The sequence below is a fragment of the Amycolatopsis sp. CA-161197 genome (genome assembly GCF_050942255.1).
Classification (GTDB): Bacteria; Actinomycetota; Actinomycetes; order Mycobacteriales; family Pseudonocardiaceae; genus Amycolatopsis.
In genome coordinates, this window is sequence record NZ_CP192059.1 from 3408808 (window position 1) to 3431077 (window position 22270).

A 22270-nucleotide genomic window follows, 5' to 3' on the forward strand; every position below is an offset into this window, starting at 1 on the left:
CTTCGGCTAAGTGAAACTCCCCAGTAGAACGGCCACGCCACGCGGCGCGAGGAGCACCGCTTCCGTCGGGCGGCCGGGATCGGTGAGCAGATCGGGCGCGGGCGAGGGCAACGTGACCGTCGTTGCCTCGGCGCCGTGGTTGAGCAGGAACAGGTACTGGCCCTCGGCGCCGTGCCGGACCACGGCCTGGACACCTTCGGGCAGGCCGGGCAGCACGGGTGAAACCCCGGCCTCGGCGGTGATCCGGTCGAACAACGCGCGCATCGCGGCCGCGTCGGGCCGGGTGGCGAGGTACCAGGCGACGCCGGCGCCGAAGGGGTTCCTCGTGACGGCCGGGTGGCCCGCGAGCTCACCTTCACCGAAGGTCGCGACCACGACCGCGCCCTCGGTCTCCACCCACTCCGACCAGATGGTGGCGGAAGACCCCTCGAGCGAGAGCCCGATCGAACCGCCCTCGGGCAGCGGCCGGAACTCGTCGACCTTCAGGCCCAGCACGTCCCGCAACGGCGCCGGGTACCCGCCGAGGTAGGCGCGGTCGTTCTCGTCGACGATGCCGGAGAAGAACGACACCACCAGGTGCCCGCCACCGGCCACATAGGACCGCAGGTTCTCCGCGACGCCCGCGTCCATCAGGTACAGGTTCGGCACCACCACGAGCTTGTACCCGGACAGTTCGCAGGTCGGGCGCACGACGTCACACGTCACGTTGGCGTCGAACAGCGGCGCGTAGTGCGCGAGGTGCGCGTCGAGCTGGCGCAGGTCGTCCGACGGGTGCGAGTCGAGCTCCAGGGCCCACCAGCTGTTCCAGTCGTGCAGGATCGCGACGTCGGCCTTCACGCGGCTGCCGGCGAGCTGCGGCACCGACGCCAGCTCCCGGCCGAGGTCGGCCACCTCGCGGTACGTGCGGGTGTCGCGCCCGCCGTGCGGCACCATTGCGGAGTGGAATTTCTCGGCGCCGCCGACGGTCTGGCGCCACTGGAAGAACAGCACGGCGTCGGCGCCGCGCGCCACGGCCTGCCAGCTGCCCAGCCGCATCGAGCCCGGTGGCTTGGGGCCGTTGCGCGTGCGCCAGTTCACCGCGCTCGGGGCCTGCTCCAGCAGCAGCCACGGCTGTCCGTCCTTCGTGGACCGGACGAGGTCGTAGGCGAACGCCGCTTCGACGTGCCCGCGTGGATCGTAGGGATCGGGGTAGGAATCCAGGCTCACCACGTCCTCGTGCGGTGTCCAGGAATGCCAGTCGAGCGCTTTCTGCACCAGGCCGACGAAGTTGGTCGTCACCGGCACGTCCGGCGTCACCCGCGAAAGCACCTCGCGCTCGGTGAGGTAACAGCCGAGCGACGCGTCGGAGGAGAACCGGTGGTAGTCCAGCTGCTGCGCGGGGTTCGGGAACGTCGGGGCCACGCGCGGCGGCTCGATCTCGGCCCAGTCGTCGTAACGCTGCGACCAGAACGTGGTGCTCCAGGCCGCGTTCAGCGCCTCGACGCTCTGGTACCGCTCGCGCAGCCACTCGCGGAACGCGGCGGCCGAGACGTCGCAGTAGCACGCCCGGATGTGGCAGCCGAACTCGTTGCCGATGTGCCACATCTTCAGCGCCGGGTGCCCGGCGTATCGCGTGGCCACCTGCTCCACCAGCCGGGCCGCGTGCTCGCGGTACACGGGGCTCGACGGGCAGAACTGCTGCCGCGCCCCCGCCGAAAGCCGGGTCCCGTCCACGCGCACGGGCAGGATTTCGGGATGGCGGTGGGAAAGCCACGGCGGCGGCGACGCCGTCATGGTGGCCAGGCACGCGTCCACGCCCCCGGCCGCGAGCTTGTCCAGCACCGTGTCGAACCAGCCGAAGTCGTACTCGCCGGGCCGCGGTTCCACCTGCGCCCAGGAGAAGATCCCGACCGTGACCATCGAGACCGACGCCTCGGCCATGAGCTTCAGGTCCTCGTCCCACACCTCGGGGGACCAGTGCTCCGGGTTGTAGTCGCCGCCGTAGTAGACGCGGTCCATCTAGAGCAGCCCCGCTTCCGCCAGCTTCTCCTTGATGCGCAGCAGCTCGTCGCCGTTGAGCGGCAGCTGCGGCGGCGCCATCACGGCGTTGTCGATGAACCCGCGCATCTTCATCGACGCCTTGAACGCGCCGAGCGCCGCCGAGCCGCGTCCCATCCGGCTCGGCGGCGCGACGTCGGTGATGGTGAACAGCGTCAGCAACCGGTCCTGCTCGCGCCGCGCCGCGTGGGGGTTGCCGGAGCGGACGTGGTCGTGGATCAGCACGTAGCCGACCGGGTCGACGTTGCCGAGCCCGGGCACCGCGCCGTCCGCGCCCAGCGCGAGCGCGGAGTCCACGAGCAGTTCCGAGCCGGTGAACACGGCGAAGGTGTCGAGGCCGCGTTCGCGCCGCTCCTTGAGCACGTAGCGGAAGCCGGCCTCGTCGCCGCTGGAGTCCTTCAGGCCGGCGATCACGCCGTCGGCCGCGAGGCTCAGCACGAGCTCGCGGTCGAGCTTCGTGTGCACCGCCACGGGGATGTCGTAGGCGAAGATCGGCAGTGCCGTCTTCTCGTGCAGCAGCCGGAAGTGGCGGTCGATCTCGGCCACGTGCGTGCGCGTGTAGTACGGGGCGGTGACGACGATGGCGTCGGCGCCCGCCTCCTCGGCGGTCTTCACGTGCTCGGCCACGCGCAAGGTCGTCATGTCGATACAGCCGGCCAGCACCGGCACGCGGCCGGCGACCTGGTCCACGGCCGTCTCGATCGTCACGCGGCGCTGTGCGTCGGGCAGGAAGGCGACCTCGCTGGACGAGCCGAGCACGAAGACGCCGTGGACGCCGGCGTCGAGCTGGAACTCGATGTGGCGCCGCAGCGAGTCGGTGTCCACGGTGAAGTCGTCGTTGAACGGCGTGCACAGCGGGGGGATGATGCCGGCGAACTTCGTCGCGGTCATGAGGCGTTCACTCCGGTGGTGATCTCTGGGTGGATGCAGCGGTAGCTGTGCCCGGCGGCTTCGGTGAGCGGCGGCAGCGCCGACGCGCACTCGGCCGTGGCCTTCGGGCAGCGGGTGTGGAACGCGCAGCCGCTCGGCGGCGCGGTCGCCGAGGGCACGGGTCCACTGAGGACGATCGGCTCGACGGGGTGCAGCAGGCTCGGCGTGGCCGAGAACAGCGCCCGCGTGTACGGGTGCCGTGCGTCGCCCGGCAGGTCCTCGGCCACGGCTTCTTCGACGATCCGGCCGAGGTACATCGTCACGATCCGGTCGCTCATGCGCCGCACGGTCTGGATGTCGTGCGACACGAACACCATGGCGAGACCGAGCTTCTCGCGCAGGTCGATGAGCAGGTTGAGGATCTGCGCGCGCACCGACACGTCGAGCGCCGACGTCGGCTCGTCGGCCACCAACAGCGCCGGCCGCAGCGCCAGCGCCCGCGCGATGGCCACGCGCTGGCGTTGCCCGCCGGAAAGCTGCGCGGGCAACGCGTCCGCGACGCTGCTCGGCAGGCCGACCAGGCCCATCAGCTCCTGCACGCGCTCGGCGCGTTCGGCGGGCGTGCCCACGTGGTGCACGTCGAGCGGGTCGCGCAGGATCTTCGCGACGGGCAGCCGCCGGTTGAGCGCCGTGGCGGGGTCCTGGAACACCATGCCGACCTGGCGGCCCAGCTCGCCCGGGCGCAGCCCCGACAGCGGCTTGCCGCCGTAGCGGACGGTGCCCCGGGTCGGTTTCTGCAACCCGACGAGCACTTTGGCGAGCGTGGACTTGCCGCAGCCGGACTCGCCGACCACGCCCACCGTCTCGCCCGCGGCGATCTCCAGGTCCGCGTCGGTGAGCGCGTAGACGTTGTCGCTCCCGAACAGGCTCGCCGCGCGGACGCGGTGGACCACGTGCACGCCGTCGACTTCGACCAGCGTCATACCTGGGCTCCTTCCACGACGGCCGGGGTCGTGCGTTCGGCGGGGTAGTGGCAAGCCACGAGGTGGCCGTTCCCTTCCGGTTCCGGCGCCACCTCGAAGCAGTGGCCGCGCGCGGCCGGGCAGCGGTCGGCGAACCGGCACCCGGGCGGGAAGTCCGCCGGGGCGGGCACGACGCCCTTGATCTGGGTGAGCGTGGCCTCGTTCTCCTCCAGCGACAGCACGGCGGACAGCAGCCCGCGCGTGTAGTGGTGCCGCGGCGAGCCCACGACCTCCGCCGTGGCACCCGTCTCGGCCACCTGCCCGCCGTACATCACGACCACGCGGTCGGCGACGTCGGAGACCAGCGCCAGGTCGTGCGACACCAGGATGAGCGCGAAGCCGAGCTCTTCCTGCAGGCGCAGCAGCAGCTTGATGATCTGCGCCTGCACGGTCACGTCGAGCGCCGTGGTCGGCTCGTCGGCCACGATCAGCTTCGGGCTGCGCGACAGGGCCATGGCGATCAGCACGCGCTGGCGCTGTCCGCCCGACAGCTCGTGCGGATAGGACCGCAGCGTGCGGCCGGGATCCAGGTTCACCAGCTCCAGCAGCTCCTGCGGCGTGCGCGTGCCGCCGCGGCGGGTGAACTGCTTGAGCTGAGCGCGGATCGTCATCGCCGGGTTCAGGGAGCTCAGCGCGTCCTGGTAGATCATCGAGATGTCGTGGCCGAGGTGGCGCCGCCGCGTGCCCGCCTTCATGGTGAGCAGGTCGGCGCCCTCGAACAGGACCTCCCCGGACAGCCGCGCGGCCGCCGGCTGCAGGCCCATGATCGACAGCGCGGTGAGCGACTTGCCGCACCCCGACTCGCCGATCAGCCCCAGCACCTCGCCGGACCGCACGGTGAAGGACACGCCGTCGACCACGTTCACGCCGTTGTGGCGGTCGGGGAAGCTGATCGCGAGGTCCTTGACCTCCAGCACGGCCCGGCGGCCGGTGAGGTCCCGGGCCTTGGCCGCCAGCCGTTCGCCGGCCTCGCGCAGGCCCGCGAGCGGCAGCACCGGTGCGGTGTTCTCGGCCGCCTTCTCCGCCTCGATCTTCTTGGCGACCTCGCCGGCCTTCGCGTTGCGGGCCGAAGGCGCGGCCCACGCGTCGGAGATGCCTTCGGACAGGATGTTGAGCGCCAGCACCGTGATCAAGATCAGCAGGCCGGGGAACAACGTGGCCCACCAGCCGCCGGTCAGCACGACGTCCTTGCCGTCGGCCAGCACCGAGCCCCACGACGGGTTGGGCGGCTGGATGCCGGCGCCGATGAACGACAGCGACGCCTCGAACACGATCGCGTCGGCCACCGTCACCGTGCAGTACACGAGGATCGGCGCCGCGCAGTTGACCGCGACGTGGCGGGCGAGGATGAACAGCCGTTTCGCGCCGAGCACGCGCTCGGCGGCCACGTAGTCCTCGCCGTACTGCGCGAGCACGTTGGCCCGCACCACCCGCGCGACCGGGGCCATGTTGAGGAACCCGATCGCGAGGATCAGCACGAGGATGCCGCGGCCGAACACGGCCACCAGCACCGCGGCGAGCGCGATGCCGGGGAACGCCATGATCACGTCCATCACGCGCATCACCACGGCGTCGGTCTTGCGCCCGGACGTCGCGGCGAACGAGCCGATCACCACACCCGCGATCAGCGCGAGCACGGTGGCGCCGAGGCCGATCGCGAGCGACCAGCGCGTGCCGGCCACCAGGCGCGAGAAGATGTCGCGGCCCGACTGGTCGGTGCCGAACCAGTGCTCGGCGCTCGGGCCGCCGGTGTCGGTGCTGAGCGCGTCGGGGTTGTGCGTTGCCAGCAGCGTGCCGAGGATCGCGACGAGCGCGAGCACCACGAGCAGGCCGAGCGCGAGCCACGACGTGGGCGGGAGTTTCCGGAACCGCACCCCGGGCCGCGAGAGCCGGTCGGTGAGGTTCGCGTGCAGGACGGGGCGCATCAGGAGTGGCTCCGCAGTCTCGGGTTGGCGATGAGGTAGAGCACGTCGACGATGAGGTTCACGAGCACGAAGCCCACGGCGATGGTGATCACGAAGCCCTGGACCTTCGCCGTGTCGCCGTCCTGCACGGCCTGGATCATGTTCTGGCCCATGCCGGGCAGCGCGAACATCGTCTCGATCACCACCGCGCCGCCGAGCAGGTAGCCCACGCGCAGGCCGAGCACGGTGAGCGGGTTGACCAGCGCGTTGCGCAGCACGTTGCGGCCCACCACGACCACGGGCGGCAGACCGCCGCCGCGGGCCGTGCGCACGTAGTCCTTGTCCAGCTCCTCCACCATCGACGTGCGGATCACGCGCGTGAGCTGCGCGGCGACCGGCAGCGACAGCGAGATCGCCGGCAGCGTCAGCGAGTTGAGCCAGCCCGACACCGAGTCGGCCGGGCTCACGTAACCGCTGGTGGGGAACAGGCCCTTGCCCACGGCGAGCCACTGCACGAGCAGCAGCGCGATCCAGAACGCGGGTGCCGCGACGCCCGCCAGCGTGACCACCCGGATCAGGTGGTCGGGCCAGCGGCCGCGGAACAGCGCCGACGTCACGCCGAGCACGACCGAGAGCACGAGCGCGATCACGAGCCCGAACAGCGTGAGCTGCACGGTGAGCGGGAGCGCGGTGGCGATGGTCTGGCCCACCGGCTCCTTGGTGATCACGCTGGTGCCGAAGTCGCCTTGCAGCAGGTGCCACACGAAGTGCACGTACTGCAGGGGCAGGGGATCGAGCAGCCCGTTGGCCTGGCGGAACTGCTCCAGCTGCGCCTCGGTCGCGTTCGCCCCGTTGAACGCGGCGAGCGCCGGGTCCACGGGGGAGAACTGCATCACGATGAACACGAACAGGATCACGCCGAGCAGCAGCGGGATCAGGGCGAGGATGCGAGAGGCCAGCATCCGCACGACGACGATCACGGTGGGTGGTCCTCCCGCGTCAGACCGGCTTGGCCTGGTTGAGGTAGATGCCGGGGTACCCCTGCGCGCGCACGCCGGTGATCGCCGTCGGGTCCCACGCCGTGCCGAGCTGGGTGAACACGATCGGGTAGATCACGGCCTGCTCGGAGATCAGGTCCAGCAGCTGCTTGTACAGCCCGTTGCGCTTGGTCTCGTCGGGCTCCGCGGCGGCCTGGTTCTGCAGCCCCAGCAGGGCCTGGGTGTCCGCGTTGTTCCAGCGCGCGTACTTCGTCATCATCAGCGACTGCGCGTCGTAGTAGTAGCGGATCAGCAGGTCGGGGTCGTTGCCGAACTGCATCGGGTTGTTCGTGGTGGACACGACCTGGAAGTCGTTGCCGTTGTCCAGCTTGGAGAACAGCGCCTTGGTGTCCTGGGAGTCCAGAGTGGTCTCCACGCCGATCGCGTCCCAGCCCTCCTTGATCACCTTCACGCAGTCGAGCACGAGCGAGGTGTTGGTGGTGGACAGGGAGATCTTCAGGTTGCTGACGCCGGCCTCGGCCAGCAGCTGCTTGGCCTTCGCCGGGTCGTAGGTGAAGCTCTGCGACGCCGGCTGCGACTGCGGCAGCTTCGGGTTGATGAACGACGTGCCCGCGGTGCCGGTGCCGCGCAGGCCGATGTCGATCATCTTCTTCTTGTCGATGGCGTAGTGCAGCGCCTGGCGCACGCGCTTGTCGCCGAAGGGCGCGTGGGCGGTGTTGAACATCAGGTACAGGTTGTTGCCGCCGTCGGCGAACTCGACGGTGCGCCCGGCCTTGCGCAGCTGGTCGGCGTTGGCGGCCGGGATGTTCTCCACGATCTGTGCGTCGGGCTTCGCGCCCGAGATCGCGGCCACGCGCGGGGCGGAGTCCACAATGGACTTCCACAGCATCTTCTGGTACGCGGCGGGGCGGGGGCCGTTGTAGTCCGCGAACTTCTCGAACGAGGTGTGCGACAGCGGCGCCTGCTCGGTGACCTTGTACGGCCCGGAACCCACGACCTTGCCGCCCGCGGCGAGCGGCCAGTTGTTCTCGTACACGTGCTTCGGCAGGATCTTGCAGATCTGGATCCGCTGCAGCGCGTACGGGAAGGGGAACTTCAGCACGAACTCGACGGTGTGGTCGTCGACCTTCTTCACCTCCTGCAGCCACTGGGCGAAGAAGCTGTGGATGAGCACGTTCTCCTTCGCGTCCAGGGCGCGGGCGTAGGTGAACACCACGTCGTCGGCGGTCACGGGCTGCCCGTCGTGCCACTTGGCGCCGTCGCGCAGCTCGAACTTGATGCTGGTGCCGCTCACGTCGGCCGGCAGTGCCTTCGCGAGGCCGGGGAACGGGGCGCGCGTGACGGGGTCGCCTTCGACGAGCGATTCGTAGCTGTGCAGGATGGCGGCCATGGAGAATGCCGAGGCGGTCTGCAACGGGTCCCAGGACTGGTTGTTGCCGTAGCCGATCACTGCGGTGAGGGAGTCGGTGGAGCTGCCCGTCTTGTTCGTCGACGCGGGGCCGCCGCACGCGGCCAGCGTCGAGGAGAAGGCGGCGGTGGCGCCCACGAGGCCCGCGTAGCGCAGCAGCGTGCGCCGGTCGAACGAGGGGCCGGTCCCCATGGCGGTTCGGGACATCGGTGTCTCCTGACTGTGTGTTTCGCCCACCAGAGGTCATAGGACGTGGGACGTCCTATGACTGCGCCGAACCCTAGAACTCCTCCGGGTACCGGTCAAGGGGACCCGGCTTTTCGCCGCCGGGCCGAGATCGGCGAGGTATGACGTAGGATGTCCTCCGATGGCGACGTGCCAGCGAAGGAAAGAAACATCCGGGGAGACTGTTTTGGCGCGCCCGCAACGCAGTGAAGAGATCACCAAGCGGATCATCGACCTGATCATCGACCGCGACCTGCCGCCGGGCGCGCCGATGCCCACGGAACTCAGCCTGATGGAAGACATCGGCGTGAGCCGCAACTCGATCCGGGAGGCGATCAAGGCGCTGCAGGCGCTCGGCATCGTCGAGATCCGCCACGGCTACGGCACCTTCGTCGGCTCGGCCGGCTCCGAGGCGCTGCAGACGTGGCTGCTGTTCCGCACGCGCACCCGCGGCGCCAGCGACGCCGGGCGCCTGCGCGACCTGCTCGAGGTCCGCGAGATGATCGAGACGGAGCTGACCCGGCGGGTCGCCCTGGAGCACCGCCCCGAGCTGATCGCCGAGCTGGAGGCCTGCGTCGCGCGGATGCGCCGAAAAGGCCCTGACGCCGCGGTCGCCGACCGGGAGTTCCACGACCTCATCTGCGCCGAAGCGGGCTTCGACCTGGCGCGCGAGCTCACGGGGCTGTTCTGGGACGTCTACCGCGCGGCCGAGGGCGAGCTCGGCGGGCCGGTGTCGTCGGCGGCGAGCACGGCGAAGCGCCACCAGGTGATCGTCGACGCCCTGGTCTCCCGAGACGGCGACGCCGCGGCCGAAGCCGTGCACCGGCACTTCGACGAGGTGCGCAAGCGCGCGAAGGCCGGCCGATACGGCGGGTTCGGCGAGGCGCGGCCGGTGGAGGCCGATTCCGCGGCGGTGAACTCGTAGCTCGTCGGCAGTGCGGCCGGGCGTTGATCGGTTCGTACACTGGGCGGCCGACGAGGAGGTGCGCCCTGGACGCAGTCGAGGTCGAGATGCTGCCGCAGTCCGCCGCGGCCGACGCGGTGCTCGCGGCCGAAGTCGCCGCCCTGGTGAACGCCGTGTACGCGACCGCCGAGGCCGGCCTGTGGGCGGGCGAGGCGGACCGGACGAGCGCGGCCGAGGTGGCGGGCCTCGTCGCGGCCGGCGAGATCGCCGTGGCGCGCCAGGCGGACTGCGTGGTCGGCTGTGTGCGCGTGCGGACGGTCGCCGACGGCGTCGGCGAGTTCGGCCTGCTGGCCGCCGCGCCGCAGCTGCAGGGCGCGGGCATCGGGCGTGAGCTGGTGCGCTTCGCCGAAGACCGCTGCCGGGCGCTGGGCCGGCGGCGGATGCAGCTCGAGCTGCTGGTGCCGCGGTCGTTCACGCACCCGTCGAAGGCGTTCCTCGCCGCCTGGTACACGCGCCTGGGCTACCGCCTCGAGGAGAAGTCGACGATCGAGGAGGCCTACCCGCACCTGGCGCCCCTGCTGGCGACGGAGTGCGACTTCCTCGTGTACCGCAAGGACCTGTGACCAGCCGGCCTCGTGACACGCCGGGGGGCCCGGTGCTGCTGTGAAACCGGCGCGTTTCGGGTACTGAGGACCTGTGACGACACGACTGGACTGGGTGGGCCTGGTACGCCACGGCCAGAGCACCGGCAACGTCGCCCGCGAGGCCGCCGAGGCCGCGGGCCACGAGGTCATCGACATCGCCGAGCGCGACGCCGATGTGCCGCTGAGCGAGCTGGGCGTGCGGCAGGCCCACGCGGTGGGGGAGTGGCTCGCGACGGATCCGCCCGAGCTCGTGGTGGCGTCGCCGTACCTGCGGTCCCTGGACACGGCGCGGCTCGCGCTGGCCGTCGCGAAGGAACGCGGCGTGGAGGTCCCCGGCGGGCTGCGCGTCGACGAGCGCCTGCGCGACCGGGAGCTGGGCGTGCTCGACCTGCTCACCAGCCACGGCGTCGCCGAACGCCTGCCGGACGAACTGCGCCGCAAGGAGCGGCTCGGCAAGTTCTACTACCGGCCGCCCGGCGGCGAGTCCTGGGCCGACGTCGTGCTGCGGGTTCGGTCGCTGCTCGCGGAGCTGAGCGCCGAGACGCCGGGCCTGCGCGTGCTGTTCGTGGCGCACGAGATGACGGTGTTCGCGCTGCGGTACGTCCTGGAGTCCGTCCCGGAGCCGGAACTGCTGGTCACGGCCGCGCGCACCGACGTCCCCAACGGTTCCGTCACCGCCTGGGAACGCGACCTCGAAGGCGCCTTCCACGTCACTCTCGCGCAGGAGACCGGCCACCTGGCCGCCCTGCTGAGCTGAGCCGGCGCGGGCATGATGGGCTCCGAAGATCACCCGAGCGGAAGGAAACCCCATGAAGCTCGACCTCGACGGCAGGACGGCCCTCGTCACCGGTTCCACGCAGGGGATCGGCGCGGCGATCGCCGCGGGCCTCGCCAAGGCGGGCGCGCGCGTGGTGGTGAACGGGCGCGGCGACGCCGGAGTCGCGAAGGCGATCGAGGAACTCGGGACCCAGGTGCCCGACGGGGAGTTCGTGGCGGGCGCCGGCGACGTGACCACCGACGAAGGCGCGCACCAGGTCCTCGACCGCGCGGGGCGCGTCGACGTCCTCGTGAACAACCTCGGCATCTTCGGTGCGCAGGAGCCCCTGGAGATCACCGACGACGACTGGCGGCGCTACTTCGAGGTCAACGTGCTCGCGGCCGTGCGGCTCACGCGCCTGACGCTGCCCGCGATGACCGAGCAGGGCTGGGGCCGCGTGCTGAACATCGCGAGCGACTCGGCCGTGGTGATCCCCGCCGAGATGATCCACTACGGCATGTCGAAGACGGCCCTGCTGGGCGTCTCGCGCGGCTTCGCCAAAGCGGCGGCGGGGACCGGCGTCACGGTCAACTCCGTGATCGCCGGCCCCACGCACACCGGTGGCGTCGAGGACTTCGTCTACCAGCTCGTGGACAAGAACCTGCCGTGGGAGCAGGCGCAGCGGGAGTTCATGAAGACCCACCGCCCCCAGTCGTTGCTGCAGCGGCTGATCGAGCCCGAGGAGATCGCGAACCTCGTGGTGTACCTCAGCTCACCGCTCGCCTCCGCCACCACCGGCGGCGCCCTCCGCGTCGACGGCGGGTACGTCGACTCGATCCTCCCGTAGGTCAGCGCCCTTGGGGCTCACCGAGCCGGTCGCGCACCTGCCGCTCGACGAGGACGGGCAGGAAGCTGCGCACGCCGGCGTCGTCGAAGTGGCGGCGCTGCGCGGTGATCGTGCGGTTGATCTCGGGTTCGCGCGCGCTGCCGTACTCGTCGACGAGCCGTGACTTCAGCGCGGAGAAACTCTCCTCTTCACCCTTCACCATCAAGTCGTCCATGCCCTGGTGGGTCATCGCCGTCCCTTTCCGTGGTTTCGGCCCCTGGTGACTGCTGCCCGCCGCGGGCTCTCCTCAAACGGGCGGGCGAACGTGTGGACCTCTCGCAAACGCCTGGTGTCAATTTTGACCAGGTGGTAGAAATTCAGGCGACGCGGCGCTCCGGGCGCCGAACCGCGAAGCCAAGGAGCTGGAATGGGCAAGCCTTCCGTGCAGCTGTACTCGGTCCGCGACGCGTTCGCGGCCGACCCGGCGGACACCCTGCGGCGCCTCGCCGCGATCGGGTTCACGCAGGTCGAGCCGTACGGCGTCGTCGAGAACGTGGCCGCGCTCGGCGCCGGTCTGCCGGCCAACGGGCTGACCGCGCCCACGGCCCACGCCAAGCTCATCGGCGAGGACCAGCACGCCGTGTTCGCCGCGGCGAAGCAGCTCGGCATCGCCGTGGTCATCGACCCGCTCGTGAAGCCCGAGCAGTGGCAGAACGCCGCGGACATCACGGCCACCGCGGAAGCGCTCAACGCCGCCGCGAAGATCGCCGAAGAGCACGGCGTGCGGGTCGGCTACCACAACCACTGGTGGGAGCTGGAGTCCCGGATCGACGGCCGCCACGCGTTCGAGGTGTTCGCCGACCAGCTCGACCCGGCCGTCGCGCTGGAGGTCGACGCCTACTGGGCCACGGCGGGCGGGGCGAACGCGCCGGAGCTGCTCGCCCGGCTCGGCTCGCGCGTGCACGCCATCCACGTGAAGGACGGCGCGCTCGCCACCGACGCGTCCGGTCAGGTTCCGGCGGGCCAGGGCAGCGTCCCGCTGCCGGAGGTCCTGGCCGCGGCGCCCGACGCGTTGCGCGTGGTGGAGTTCGACCGCTTCGACGGCGACATCTTCGACGGCATCGCCGCCAGCTTCGCCTACCTCACCGAGGGCGCGAAGTGACCACGGGCCCCGTCGGCGTCGGCGTGATCGGCGCGGGGGTCATCAGCGACACCTACCTCGAGAACCTCACGGGCTTCCCCGACGTGCGGGTGCTCTCCGTCGCGGACCTCGACGTGGCCCGCGCGCGGGCGCAGGCGGAGAAACACGGTGTGCCGAAGGGGGAAACCGTCGCCGATCTGCTGGCGAACCCGGAGATCGAGCTGGTCGTGAACCTCACGGTCCCGGCCGCGCACGTCGAGGTCGGCCTCGCGGCGCTGGACGCGGGCAAGAGCGTGTGGGCGGAAAAGCCGCTCGCGCTCGACCGGCAGACGGGCCGCAAACTGCTGGATCGCGCGCGGGAGAAGGGTTTGCGGGTGGCGAGCGCGCCCGACACCGTGCTCGGCGCCGGCCTGCAGACCGCGCGGCGCGCGATCGAGGCCGGTCGTATCGGCGAACCGCGCACGGCTCTCGCGCTGTTCCAGACACCGGGGCCGGAGAGCTGGCACCCGGCGCCGGAGTTCCTGTTCCAGCACGGCGGAGGCCCCCTGCTCGACATGGGGCCGTACTACCTCACGGAGCTCGTGCAGCTGTTCGGCCCGATCCGCAAGGTGACCGGCGCGGGCGGCCGCGCGCGGGACACGCGCGTGATCGGCTCGGGTCCGCGGGCCGGCACGGAGTTCGCGGTGACGGTGCCGACCACGGTGACCGCGCTCGTCGAGTTCACCCGCGGCGGCAGCGCGCAGATCGTGCTGAGCTTCGATTCCGCCTTGGCGCGCACGGGTTTCGTCGAGGTGTCGGGCGTGCTCGGCACCGCGGTGCTGCCGGACCCGAACCGCTTCGACGGCTCCACGAAGCTGCACCTGCTGGGTGCGGCGGAGCCGGAAGAGCTTGCGGCGCAAGGACACGCGGCCTCGCGCGGCACGGGCGCGCTGGAGCTGGCCCGCGCGATCCGGGCCGGGGTGCCCGAACGCGCGTCCGGGGAGCTGGCCTACCACGTGCTCGACGCGATGCTCGCCATCGACGAGTCGATCACGCGCGGCCAGTCCGTGGAGGTGGCCGGCACGGTCGATGTCCCGCCCGCCCTGCCGGACGGCTGGGACCCCTACGCGCGCACGCTCTAGCGGTCAGTCCTCGGGATCCAGGGGGACGGTCAGCAGGGTGCGCAGGTAGAACCGCAAGGAGCCGACGAGGTCGACGTCGCCGGGGGTGGTGAGCCACTGGACCTGCAACCCGTCCATGAGGGCGATGAACGTGAGCGCCGCGAAGTCCGGGTCGACGCCTTCGCGCAGCTCGCCCGTCGTGGCCAGCAGCCGGAAGGAGCCGATCACGCTTTCGCGCGCCTGCCGGTAGTGGAGTTCGAAGTACTCGTGCGCGGGGTGGTCGGGCGCCACGGCCTCGGCCGCCAGCCGCGAGTACAGGTCGACGATGCCCGGGTGGCGCACGTTGTGCTCGGCCAGCGCGACGAAGTGCCGCAGCACCTCCAGCCCGGGCGGCACGGTCAGCTGCTCGCGCTCCGAGTCCTCCGCGTCCCGCCGCTCGAGCACGGCGGCGAGCAGCGCCTCCTTGGTGGGGAAGTAGTACAGCAGCCCGGCGTGGCTGATCCCGACCCGCTTGGCGATCTCCCGCAACGACGAACCGTGGTACCCGGCCTCGCCGTACACCACGGCGGCCGCGGAAATGATGTCCTCGCGGCGGATCCGGCCCTTCAGGTAACCCCCGGTCACGGGAGCGAGCTCGGTTCGGCGGCCATCTCGTCATTGTGCCGCAGGCGCGATGACGAGATGGGCCGTGCCCGCGTGTTGCGCCGGCCCGCTCACTCTCTGCCCCTTGGCCCACCCGCGAGATCGCCGGCTCAAAGGCGATCTCGCACCCCTCGGCGGAGCCGGGGCAGAAAATACCGTGTTCGATCGTCCAACGTGATCGTTCGAACAAAAGGATTGTGCGTTTCCTTGGCTGCTGTGCGACCATGCGAGGGCCGAGCCACAGGAGGACCCGTCTGATATGACCGAATCATCCGCGCGGGCGCTGCCGCGCGCCGCTCGTGTTGCGACGTGGAGCTTCTTCGCGCTCAACGGGTTCGCCGTGGGCATGTGGGTGGTGCACATCCCAGTCGTGGAGCGGGCCACGGGGATTTCGCACACCACGCTCGGCGCGTTGCTGCTGGTGCTCGGCGGGGCGGCCTTCGTCGGGATGCAGGTGTCCGGGCCGCTCGCCGATCGGTTCGGGCACCGCCGCGTGGTGCCGGCGGCCGGGGTGCTGCTGGGGCTCGCGCTGTTCCTGCCCGGGCTGGCCACCAGCTGGTGGGCGCTCGGGCTTTCGCTGCTCGTCTTCGGCTTCTTCAACGGTTCCCTCGACGTCGCCATGAACGCCCAGGCCGTGGTCGTCGAGCGGGCCTACCCGCGGCCGATCATGGCGGCGTTCCACGCGATGTGGTCGATCGGCGGCGCGCTCGCCGCGGTGGTCGGCGCGGCGGTGCTGGGCGCGGGCGTTCCCACGGCCGTCACGCTGAGTTCCACCGGCGCGTTGTGCGTCGTCGCTTCGCTGGCCGCCGGACGGCTCCTGCTCGACTCCGGACGTCCGGCGCCCGTCGAAACCACGCCGGTCGCACCGGTCCGCAGCCGCACGCCGGGGCGGGTGGTCTGGCTGCTCGGCGCGCTGGCGTTCGCGTTGATGCTCGCCGAGGGTGTCGCGAACGACTGGGCCGCGCTGCATCTGCAGGACGTGCTGGGTACGTCGGCGAGCACCGCCGCACTCGCGTACGGCTCCTTCGCCGTGGCCATGACCGTCGGCCGCTTCGCCACCGACCGCGTCGCCGCGCTGGCCGGCCCGGTCGCGGTGGTGCGCTACGGGTCGGCGCTCGCCGCCGTCGGGCTCGCCACCGCATCGCTGTCGCCGTGGGTGCCGCTCGCGCTGGCCGGCTGGGCGATCTTCGGCCTGGGTCTCGCGGGTGGCGTCCCGCAGCTGTTCACCGCGGCGGGCAACCTCGACACGCGGGCGTCGGGTGCGCTGATGGCCCGGGTTGTCGGCCTCGGCTACGTCGGGCTGCTCGCCGGTCCCGCCCTCATCGGCGGGCTCACGCGGTGGATGCCGCTCAACGTCGCGTTCGCCGTGCCGTTCGCGCTCTGCGTGATCGCGGTGGTGGCGGCGCCGGTCATCGCCCCGCGGCAGGCCCGCGAACCGGCCGAAGTGGGCTGAGGCGGTTCAGCCGCAGCGTTCGCCGCTGCGGACGTTGCCCCCGCCGACGAGCGTGAACACGCTGCCGTCCGGGGCGTCGCGCAGGTGCAGCGTGCACACGATCTGCGACACGGCCAAGGAAGACAGCGTCAGCACGTCCGTGGCCAGCTGCACGGTGACCTCCGACGCGGAGACCGACACGGCGGCCGGCAGGGCGGACTGCGGGACCTCGGTGGTGAAGCCGGACGCCTTCTCCGCGGACGTCGGCCCTTGCACCAGCGCGTCGATCAGCGCGTCGTCGGTCTGGTCCAGACCGGGGCGCTGGACCTGGACGACCACGCCGTTGGCCACCAGGTAGATCGAGCTGACGCCCGGCGCGCCGGGCACGGTGGACGCCGGGCCGCTCGGCGCGAGGTCGCCCGAGATCGCGCCGCTCGGCTGCACGCCGCACGCGGTGGCGACCAGCGCGACCAGCACGAGCGCCGCCGCGACGCGCCGGATCACGCGTCACCGCCGGGGTCCAGCGGGAGCCGCAGCGTGAAGATCGCACCGCCCTGCGGACGGTTGGCCGCGGTGAGCTCGCCGCCGTGCAGCTTGGCGTTCTCCCACGCGATCGCGAGCCCGAGGCCGCTGCCCTCGGAGCGGCTGCGCGCGGTGTCGGCCTTGTAGAAGCGGTCGAACACGTGGGGTAGCACCTCTTCCTTCAGCCCCGGACCCTCGTCGGTGACCTCGATCATGAGCGATCCCTCCGCCGTGCTCAACCGCAGCCGCACGGGCGGCGCTCCGTGGCGCAGCGCGTTGCCGACGAGGTTCGCGACGACGACGTCGAGCCGGCGCGGGTCGAGCCGCGCGCGGACACCCGGCGGCAGCTGGGTGGTCACCTCGTCGACCCAGCCGCGGGCGCGCAGGGTGGCGCCGATCGCCTCGGCGACGTCCACCTCGTCGAGCGCGAGCGACGCGGACCCGGAGTCGAAGCGGGTGACCTCGATGAGGTCGTTGACCAGCCGCGTGAGGTTGTGGGTCTCCTGGCTCACCAGCCGCACCGCGCGCCCGGCGATCTCGGGCAGGCCGGCGACCTCGGCCTCCAGCACCTCGGTGACCGCGGTCATCGCGGCGAGCGGGGTGCGCAGCTCGTGGGACACGTCGGCCACGAACCGCCGCGCGTCGGACTCCATGCGTTCCAGCTCGCCGACGTGGTGCTGCAGCGACTCCGCCGTGGTGTTGAACGTCTTGCCGACCTCGGCCAGCTCGTCGGTGCCGTGGATGGTCAGGCGGGTGTTCAGGTCGCCCTCGCCGAGGCGGTGGGCCGCGCGACGCAGCTCGCGCACCGGCCCGAGCACACTGCGGGCAGCCGCGAACGCCAGCAGCAGCGCCAGGACCACCGCGCCGGTGCCGGTCAGCCACGCGCTGCGGGCCAGCGAGGCGATGTCCGCGCTCTCGGTTTGCAACGGCTCGAGCACGAAGATCTCGATCCCGGACGGTTCCGTCTCGTGCGACGTGCTGGTCGTGAGCCGCAGCTGGGTGCCGATCAGCAGCCGGGTCTCGCCGCCGACGTCCACCCGCTGCCAGGCGATTCTGCCCTGGGCCACGAGCTCCTTGAGCTCATCGGAGATCACCGCCCCGTCCAGGTCGCCGCCGGAGACCGTGCCCGCGGTCACGAATGCGGTGGAATCGCGGTCCGCGAGCTTGCCCGCGGCGTTCAGGAGCATGCCCTTCGACGGCTCGCGCGCGGGCAGCGGGTAGAGCAGCTGGATGCGGCTGGTCAGCTCCCGCACCGCGTTGTCCTGCGTGTTCTTCAGGATGGTGTTGCGCGCGGTCCGGTAGCCGACCCCGGCGACGGCGATGGTCGTGAGCACGCTCAGCAGCACGAACGCGAGCAGCAGCCGCGTGCGCAGGCCCCAGCCGGGCCAGAGCTTGCGGAGCCCGGTCACAGGGGCCCGAAGCGGTACCCGAACCCGCGCAGGGTCTGCACGTACACCGGGGCCGCGGCGTCGTCCTCGATCTTCGCGCGCAGCCGCTGCACGCACGCGTCGACGAGCCGTGAGTCGCCCAGGTAACCCTGGTCCCACACGGATTCCAGCAGCTGCTGGCGGCTGAGCACCCGGCCCGGCGACGCGGACAGCTCCAGCAGCAGCCGCATCTCGGTGGGCGCGAGGCTGACGGGCCGGCCGTGCTTGCTCACGACGAGCCCGTCGCGGTCGATGGTGAGGTCGCCGTGGCGCTCGACCTCGGGTTTCGGCGTGCCCGCCTGGCGCTGCTCGCCGCCGGTGCGCCGCAGCACGGCCTTGATCCGGGCCTCGAGCACGCGCGGCTGGGCGGGTTTCACCACGTAGTCGTCCGCTCCGGCCTCGAGCCCGGCGACCACGTCGATGTCGTCGTTGCGCGCGGTGAGCATGATGATCGGCAGGTCACCGGTCGCGCGGATGCGCCGGCACACCTCGAACCCGTCCATCCCGGGCAGCATCAGGTCGAGCACGACGACATCGGCCGGGCCCGCGCCGAGCCGCGCGAGCCCTTCCTCACCGCTTTCCACCGCGTCGACGGTGTGACCCTGGTAGGTCAGCGCGATCTGCAGGCCGTCTCGCACGGCCTGGTCGTCTTCGATCAACAGCACCCGGGGCATGTCTCCCACTATCGCAGCGCACTTCCGCGTCCGCCCGTCCGGATTCCCCGGACAGTCCACAGCGGACACCTTCCGAGAGGATCCGCGTCCGGTCTCATCGCCGGGTGCGCGGAATGTCATGGTTGCGTAACAGCCTGGTCCGTGCGCAGCTGTTACAGAACTGTCGGGCTCCGGGGACACGGCTTCGACCGTCGGCGCACACGGGGCCGCGACCGTGGACACCATGACCGAACTGCTCCGCTCCCGTGCCGCGGCCTACGCGGCGGCCGCCCGGCTGCTGGCCGTGCTGCTGCTGCCGGTGGCCTTCGTGCGTTCGCCCCGCCACACCCGCCGGCTCGCCTGCCAGTGGGCGCTCGCGCTGCGCTACCCGGCGGAGGACCTGGCGGGCCTCACGCCCGCGGCGCGCGAGGCGTTCGTGGCGGCGCGCACCGACGCGTTCTGGCGCGACGGGCAGCTGATCGGCCTCACTTCAGGCCACCGCGACGCTGCCGAGCAGCACGCGATGTTCACCGCCGAGGTCCGGCGCACGGGTTCCGCGTGGGCGGCCCGCCGGCTCGTGCTGCCGCCCGAGGAGTCGGCCCACGTCGGCGGCTTCGCGCTCGACGTGCGGCCCACGGAGGGCGCGGCCTGGCTGGAGCGCCACGGCGCGGCGTACCGCCTGCACCGCCACTACGACAACGAGTGGTGGCACTTCGAGTACCACGCCGACACGCTCCCGATCCGCCTGCCGTACCCGGGCGCGGCCGTATTGGTCAGAACCGCCGGGTGAACGGCATCGGCTTGCGCATGCGGATCAGCAGGAGCAGGGGCACGAGGACGTACCAGATGTTGAAGGCCAGGAACTTGACCGGGTTGCCGGTGCGCATCGCCGGGTCGCCGAAGAACTCCACGCCGAACACGACCACGCCGGTGAGCGTGACGATCATCGTCGCGTAGATCACGGCGAAGAGCTGGATCCAGTTCTTGCCCGCGAGCAGGCACACGACGAGCACGACGTAGAACGGCATGTACACGAACGCCGAGAGCCCCGTGACGATCCGCATCCAGTCCGGCGGGTGCATGAAGAGGATGTCGGCGTCGTGGGCGTACCAGTAGTTGGAGTTCACGAAGAAGTTGTCCGACGGGCGCGAGAAGTCGACGCCCACGGTCGGCAGCAGGTCGCTGATGAGCGAGGTGATCGTGAACGCGGCGAACACGATCGCGAAGAAGATGTCGATCCCGCGTCGGCGCAGCGGCAGGTTCATGTGATGATCCTAAGCGGACGTCTCGAGCGCTAGAGTGCCGGCATGAACGCGTTCCAGGTCTGCCTTTGCGTCTTCGCGGGCGTCTGTGCCCTGTGCTGGGTGCTGTCGGTGATCACGCGCGAGTACTCGTGGGTGGACCGGATCTGGTCCCTGGTGCCCGTGGCGTACGTCGCGATCTTCGCCGCCTTCGCGGGCTTCGCCGACGCACGCCTCGACGTGATGCTCGTCCTGGTGCTGCTCTGGGGTTTGCGCCTCACCTTCAACTTCGCCCGCAAGGGCGGCTACACCCGCGGCGGCGAGGACTACCGCTGGGTGGTGCTGCGCGGGAAGATGGCGCCCTGGCAGTTCCAGGTCTTCAACTTCTTCTTCATCACGATCTACCAGAACGCCATTCTGCTGCTGATCACGCTGCCGGCGTGGACGGCTCTTTCGCGCCGCTCGGCCTTCGGTGCGGGTGACGTGATCGTCGCGGTGATCTTCGTCGCGTGCCTGGCGGGGGAGACGGTGGCGGATCAGCAGCAGTGGAACTTCCACCAGTGGAAGAAGCGCGAGCAGTCCGCCGGGCGCGAGCCTTCGCCGCGCTTCCTGCAAACTGGTCTGTTCCGCTTCTCTCGGCACCCGAACTTCTTCTTCGAGCAGGCCCAGTGGTGGCTCGTGTTCGCCTTCGGCGCCCTGTCCTTCGGCGGCATCCCCTGGACGATCGCCGGGGCCGTCCTGCTGACCCTGCTGTTCGTCGGCTCGACGATCTTCACCGAGACCATCACGCGCGGCCGGTACCCGGAGTACGCGGAGTACCAGAAGCGGACTTCGGCTGTGGTGCCGTGGATTCCGCGGAGCCGGGTCTCGGTGGGCTGACGATTCAGCTCTCGTCGGCGAACTCGATGTCATCCGCCTGCAACTGCGGTGGCCGGTAGGGCATTTCGTCGAGCCGCGCGCCTTCGAACCTGATGTCACCGTCGAACGTGGCGTCCACGAAGGTCGTGTAACTCACAGCCGTTGAGCGGAAAGTCGATGAGCACGGCCCCGGAGAGGTCGAGCTCGATGCCGGCCCAGAACCCGGTCGTCCTCGTCGGCCCCATGGTCGCCGTTACCGGAAACGGGACGCGCTATCGGATGATGAACCCGAAACCCGGGTGTCGCCGTGGGATTTGTCCTCAGTGGACATTCATTCCGCGAACCAACCTGCCGACCCGCCACGGCCCGTTTGCGGCGCCCACCGGCCGGACTACGACCTGCGGCTGGACCCGTTGGGGCTTGGGCCGAGACGAAGTCGGCGGAGAATTGCGCCCTCCCCGGGGCTGTGTGCGGACCACATCCGCCGACGACCGTGCCTCTAACGGTCGTAGAAGTTCGACGGTGGTTCATTCCACTGCTGAGTCGGCGCGTCCGGGCGCGTAGCGCGCTTGCGACGGTGCAAAGTCCGCGCGTTCGCCGCCATGCTGTTGACCACGATGGCGATCACCAGGCCGATCACGAGGTTGATCGCGGCCGTCGCGTATTTGGCGCTGGGTTCGACCGTGAGGGTCAGGGGCAGGACGACCGCGATGAGCGTCACGAGCACCATGATCCAGCCGAAGAACTGGCTGGGCGCGGGGGTCGCGATGCTCAGCAGGTGCATGAGGCCCGTGGCGAGCAGGGCGGCGGCCGCGGCGGCGAGGGCGTACGTGGTGGTGCTGGCGCTGCCCCAGGCACCCTCGCCTTTGGGCGCGAGGACGGGGACGTCGAAGATGCCGCGGGCGATCAGCAGGCCGACGATGGCGACGAGGGCCGCCACCACCGCCGTGGCGACGCCGCCCGCCCACAGCCGCGCCGCGTCGATGCCGGGCCGGGTGTCCTGGTCGTACGGGTTCTGCGCCATCACGGATCCCTCCGTCAACGAAGCTGTCCCCCTCGATTGTCGCCCTAAGCGGGCTCGTTCGCCTGCTCGAGTTTCGCGACGCGCCGCAGGCGGAAGGACAGGACGACGAGCATGATCCCGTACAGCAGCGCGTAGATGCCCACGAGCAAGGCGAGTCCGTACGCCCCCGCGATCGGGTGGAAAAGCACCAGCACCCCCGCGATGACGGACACCGTGCCGGCCAGGATGAGGAACGCCTCGCCCGTGATCTGCTTGCGCAGGCGGATCGCGGCGACGATCTCGGCGATGCCCGTGACCACCGCCCACGCGCCGACCAGCGTCGCCAGCACGAGGATGGTCGCGCCGGGCCACACCAGCGCGAGCACCCCCGCGGCGAGCCCGAGCAGGCCCAGCAACACGTACGCGAACCGGTGCGCACCGTCGCCCGGGCGGAACGCTTGCATGAACGCACCGATCGCGTCGGCGAGCGCGTAGATGCCGAACACCAACGCCAGCGCCAGCACGGTGCCGCCGGGCCAGATCAGCGCGATCACGCCGAACACCACCGCCAGCACCCCGCGCACGAGCACCAGCGGCCACGTCTGCCGCGGGTCCATCACGAGACCGCCGGCTCCGGCGGAGATGTGTGCGGACAT

At 71.0% G+C, this 22270-nt stretch carries 24 protein-coding genes; 9 read left to right on the top strand and 15 right to left on the bottom strand.

Annotated features, from left to right (window positions below; translation table 11 throughout):
- Window positions 1-6 precede the first annotated feature (6 nt).
- From ACQPXB_RS16275 to ACQPXB_RS16300, 6 genes are read right to left on the bottom strand one after another with little or no spacing between them, the layout of a single operon-like run.
- Window positions 7-1998, bottom strand: a complete 1992-nt coding sequence (locus tag ACQPXB_RS16275; RefSeq protein WP_432852833.1) for a beta-galactosidase — start codon at window positions 1996-1998, stop codon at window positions 7-9.
- Window positions 1999-2928: a dihydrodipicolinate synthase family protein gene (locus ACQPXB_RS16280; protein ID WP_366585390.1), complete on the bottom strand. Its 930-nt coding sequence runs from the start codon at window positions 2926-2928 to the stop codon at window positions 1999-2001. It lies immediately after the preceding gene.
- A complete protein-coding gene (locus ACQPXB_RS16285; RefSeq protein ID WP_432852836.1) occupies window positions 2925-3890 on the bottom strand; it encodes an oligopeptide/dipeptide ABC transporter ATP-binding protein in 966 nt (321 codons plus the stop codon). The genes ACQPXB_RS16280 and ACQPXB_RS16285 overlap by 4 nt, the downstream gene beginning before the upstream one ends.
- Entirely contained in the window at window positions 3887-5854 is a 1968-nt protein-coding gene (locus ACQPXB_RS16290) for a dipeptide/oligopeptide/nickel ABC transporter permease/ATP-binding protein (protein WP_432852839.1), read from the bottom strand. The genes ACQPXB_RS16285 and ACQPXB_RS16290 overlap by 4 nt, the downstream gene beginning before the upstream one ends.
- A complete protein-coding gene (locus ACQPXB_RS16295; RefSeq protein WP_366585396.1) occupies window positions 5854-6813 on the bottom strand; it encodes an ABC transporter permease in 960 nt (319 codons plus the stop codon). Before ACQPXB_RS16295 ends, ACQPXB_RS16290 begins: the two co-directional genes overlap by 1 nt.
- Window positions 6814-6832: 19 nt before the next feature.
- A complete protein-coding gene (locus ACQPXB_RS16300) occupies window positions 6833-8446 on the bottom strand; it encodes an ABC transporter substrate-binding protein (protein ID WP_366585398.1) in 1614 nt (537 codons plus the stop codon).
- A 205-nt stretch (window positions 8447-8651) separates the two neighbouring features.
- On the opposite strand from ACQPXB_RS16300, the gene ACQPXB_RS16305 reads away from it, so the two are divergent.
- The 4 genes from ACQPXB_RS16305 (at window position 8652) to ACQPXB_RS16320 (ending at window position 11616) form a co-directional block, all read left to right on the top strand.
- Window positions 8652-9389 (top strand): FadR/GntR family transcriptional regulator, encoded by a 738-nt coding sequence (locus tag ACQPXB_RS16305; protein ID WP_366585400.1) that lies wholly within the window; start codon window positions 8652-8654, stop codon window positions 9387-9389.
- An 86-nt stretch (window positions 9390-9475) separates the two neighbouring features.
- Window positions 9476-9991, top strand: a complete 516-nt coding sequence (locus ACQPXB_RS16310; protein ID WP_432852844.1) for a GNAT family N-acetyltransferase — start codon at window positions 9476-9478, stop codon at window positions 9989-9991.
- Window positions 9992-10064: 73 nt separating this feature from the next.
- Complete coding sequence (locus ACQPXB_RS16315) at window positions 10065-10769, top strand: histidine phosphatase family protein (protein WP_366585404.1); 705 nt, start codon at window positions 10065-10067, stop codon at window positions 10767-10769.
- A 52-nt stretch (window positions 10770-10821) separates the two neighbouring features.
- Window positions 10822-11616, top strand: a complete 795-nt coding sequence (locus ACQPXB_RS16320) for an SDR family NAD(P)-dependent oxidoreductase (RefSeq protein ID WP_432852847.1) — start codon at window positions 10822-10824, stop codon at window positions 11614-11616.
- 1 nt (window position 11617) lies between these two features.
- Here the strand turns inward: ACQPXB_RS16320 and ACQPXB_RS16325 are convergent, their stop codons facing one another.
- A complete protein-coding gene (locus ACQPXB_RS16325) occupies window positions 11618-11845 on the bottom strand; it encodes a three-helix bundle dimerization domain-containing protein (RefSeq protein WP_366585408.1) in 228 nt (75 codons plus the stop codon).
- 177 nt (window positions 11846-12022) lie between these two features.
- On the opposite strand from ACQPXB_RS16325, the gene ACQPXB_RS16330 reads away from it, so the two are divergent.
- Together ACQPXB_RS16330 and ACQPXB_RS16335 are read left to right on the top strand one after the other, a co-directional pair.
- Window positions 12023-12757 carry a sugar phosphate isomerase/epimerase family protein gene (locus tag ACQPXB_RS16330; RefSeq protein WP_366585410.1) on the top strand — a complete coding sequence of 245 codons (735 nt, stop codon included), beginning with the start codon at window positions 12023-12025 and terminating at the stop codon, window positions 12755-12757.
- Window positions 12754-13857: a Gfo/Idh/MocA family protein gene (locus ACQPXB_RS16335; protein ID WP_432852852.1), complete on the top strand. Its 1104-nt coding sequence runs from the start codon at window positions 12754-12756 to the stop codon at window positions 13855-13857. Before ACQPXB_RS16330 ends, ACQPXB_RS16335 begins: the two co-directional genes overlap by 4 nt.
- A 3-nt stretch (window positions 13858-13860) precedes the next feature.
- On the opposite strand, the gene ACQPXB_RS16340 is transcribed toward ACQPXB_RS16335, so the two are convergent.
- Complete coding sequence (locus ACQPXB_RS16340) at window positions 13861-14460, bottom strand: TetR/AcrR family transcriptional regulator (protein WP_366585414.1); 600 nt, start codon at window positions 14458-14460, stop codon at window positions 13861-13863.
- A gap of 277 nt (window positions 14461-14737) precedes the next feature.
- Between ACQPXB_RS16340 and ACQPXB_RS16345 the strand changes: the two genes are divergently transcribed.
- Window positions 14738-15931: an MFS transporter gene (locus tag ACQPXB_RS16345; RefSeq protein WP_432852855.1), complete on the top strand. Its 1194-nt coding sequence runs from the start codon at window positions 14738-14740 to the stop codon at window positions 15929-15931.
- Window positions 15932-15937: 6 nt separating this feature from the next.
- On the opposite strand, the gene ACQPXB_RS16350 is transcribed toward ACQPXB_RS16345, so the two are convergent.
- The 3 genes from ACQPXB_RS16350 to ACQPXB_RS16360 are packed head-to-tail and all read right to left on the bottom strand — an operon-like array spanning window position 15938 to window position 18533.
- Window positions 15938-16414: a hypothetical protein gene (locus tag ACQPXB_RS16350; RefSeq protein WP_432852858.1), complete on the bottom strand. Its 477-nt coding sequence runs from the start codon at window positions 16412-16414 to the stop codon at window positions 15938-15940.
- Window positions 16411-17841 carry an ATP-binding protein gene (locus tag ACQPXB_RS16355; protein ID WP_386952003.1) on the bottom strand — a complete coding sequence of 477 codons (1431 nt, stop codon included), beginning with the start codon at window positions 17839-17841 and terminating at the stop codon, window positions 16411-16413. Before ACQPXB_RS16355 ends, ACQPXB_RS16350 begins: the two co-directional genes overlap by 4 nt.
- On the bottom strand, window positions 17838-18533 hold the full coding sequence (locus ACQPXB_RS16360; RefSeq protein ID WP_366585422.1) for a response regulator transcription factor: 696 nt from the start codon (window positions 18531-18533) through the stop codon (window positions 17838-17840). The genes ACQPXB_RS16355 and ACQPXB_RS16360 overlap by 4 nt, the downstream gene beginning before the upstream one ends.
- Before the next feature lie 223 nt (window positions 18534-18756).
- On the opposite strand from ACQPXB_RS16360, the gene ACQPXB_RS16365 reads away from it, so the two are divergent.
- The gene (locus tag ACQPXB_RS16365; protein ID WP_432852863.1) at window positions 18757-19302 is read left to right on the top strand and encodes a D-alanyl-D-alanine carboxypeptidase; all 546 of its coding nucleotides are present in this window, start codon (window positions 18757-18759) and stop codon (window positions 19300-19302) included.
- Here the strand turns inward: ACQPXB_RS16365 and ACQPXB_RS16370 are convergent.
- A complete protein-coding gene (locus ACQPXB_RS16370) occupies window positions 19286-19777 on the bottom strand; it encodes an EXPERA domain-containing protein (RefSeq protein ID WP_364046391.1) in 492 nt (163 codons plus the stop codon). The genes ACQPXB_RS16365 and ACQPXB_RS16370 overlap by 17 nt on opposite strands.
- A 42-nt stretch (window positions 19778-19819) precedes the next feature.
- Here ACQPXB_RS16370 and ACQPXB_RS16375 point away from each other — a divergent pair, with 42 nt between their 5' ends.
- Window positions 19820-20632 (top strand): DUF1295 domain-containing protein, encoded by an 813-nt coding sequence (locus ACQPXB_RS16375; protein WP_432852866.1) that lies wholly within the window; start codon window positions 19820-19822, stop codon window positions 20630-20632.
- A gap of 4 nt (window positions 20633-20636) precedes the next feature.
- Here the strand turns inward: ACQPXB_RS16375 and ACQPXB_RS16380 are convergent, their stop codons facing one another.
- From ACQPXB_RS16380 to ACQPXB_RS16390, 3 genes are all read right to left on the bottom strand, one after another.
- Window positions 20637-20768 (bottom strand): hypothetical protein, encoded by a 132-nt coding sequence (locus ACQPXB_RS16380; RefSeq protein WP_366585429.1) that lies wholly within the window; start codon window positions 20766-20768, stop codon window positions 20637-20639.
- Between the two features lie 342 nt (window positions 20769-21110).
- Complete coding sequence (locus tag ACQPXB_RS16385) at window positions 21111-21635, bottom strand: DUF6069 family protein (RefSeq protein ID WP_366585523.1); 525 nt, start codon at window positions 21633-21635, stop codon at window positions 21111-21113.
- A gap of 44 nt (window positions 21636-21679) precedes the next feature.
- Complete coding sequence (locus ACQPXB_RS16390; RefSeq protein WP_432852870.1) at window positions 21680-22270, bottom strand: HdeD family acid-resistance protein; 591 nt, start codon at window positions 22268-22270, stop codon at window positions 21680-21682.

Coding starts and splice junctions, on each gene's coding strand:
- ACQPXB_RS16320 (WP_432852847.1), top strand. CDS start 10,822: ATGAAGCTCGACCTCGACGGCAGGACGGCCCTCGTCACCGGTTCCACG.
- ACQPXB_RS16365 (WP_432852863.1), top strand. CDS start 18,757: ATGACCGAACTGCTCCGCTCCCGTGCCGCGGCCTACGCGGCGGCCGCC.
- ACQPXB_RS16285 (WP_432852836.1), bottom strand. CDS start 3,890: ATGACGCTGGTCGAAGTCGACGGCGTGCACGTGGTCCACCGCGTCCGC.
- ACQPXB_RS16290 (WP_432852839.1), bottom strand. CDS start 5,854: ATGCGCCCCGTCCTGCACGCGAACCTCACCGACCGGCTCTCGCGGCCC.
- ACQPXB_RS16280 (WP_366585390.1), bottom strand. CDS start 2,928: ATGACCGCGACGAAGTTCGCCGGCATCATCCCCCCGCTGTGCACGCCG.
- ACQPXB_RS16325 (WP_366585408.1), bottom strand. CDS start 11,845: ATGACCCACCAGGGCATGGACGACTTGATGGTGAAGGGTGAAGAGGAG.
- ACQPXB_RS16310 (WP_432852844.1), top strand. CDS start 9,476: ATGCTGCCGCAGTCCGCCGCGGCCGACGCGGTGCTCGCGGCCGAAGTC.
- ACQPXB_RS16375 (WP_432852866.1), top strand. CDS start 19,820: ATGAACGCGTTCCAGGTCTGCCTTTGCGTCTTCGCGGGCGTCTGTGCC.
- ACQPXB_RS16385 (WP_366585523.1), bottom strand. CDS start 21,635: ATGGCGCAGAACCCGTACGACCAGGACACCCGGCCCGGCATCGACGCG.
- ACQPXB_RS16390 (WP_432852870.1), bottom strand. CDS start 22,270: ATGTCCGCACACATCTCCGCCGGAGCCGGCGGTCTCGTGATGGACCCG.
- ACQPXB_RS16345 (WP_432852855.1), top strand. CDS start 14,738: ATGACCGAATCATCCGCGCGGGCGCTGCCGCGCGCCGCTCGTGTTGCG.
- ACQPXB_RS16330 (WP_366585410.1), top strand. CDS start 12,023: ATGGGCAAGCCTTCCGTGCAGCTGTACTCGGTCCGCGACGCGTTCGCG.
- ACQPXB_RS16275 (WP_432852833.1), bottom strand. CDS start 1,998: ATGGACCGCGTCTACTACGGCGGCGACTACAACCCGGAGCACTGGTCC.
- ACQPXB_RS16370 (WP_364046391.1), bottom strand. CDS start 19,777: ATGAACCTGCCGCTGCGCCGACGCGGGATCGACATCTTCTTCGCGATC.
- ACQPXB_RS16300 (WP_366585398.1), bottom strand. CDS start 8,446: ATGTCCCGAACCGCCATGGGGACCGGCCCCTCGTTCGACCGGCGCACG.
- ACQPXB_RS16360 (WP_366585422.1), bottom strand. CDS start 18,533: ATGCCCCGGGTGCTGTTGATCGAAGACGACCAGGCCGTGCGAGACGGC.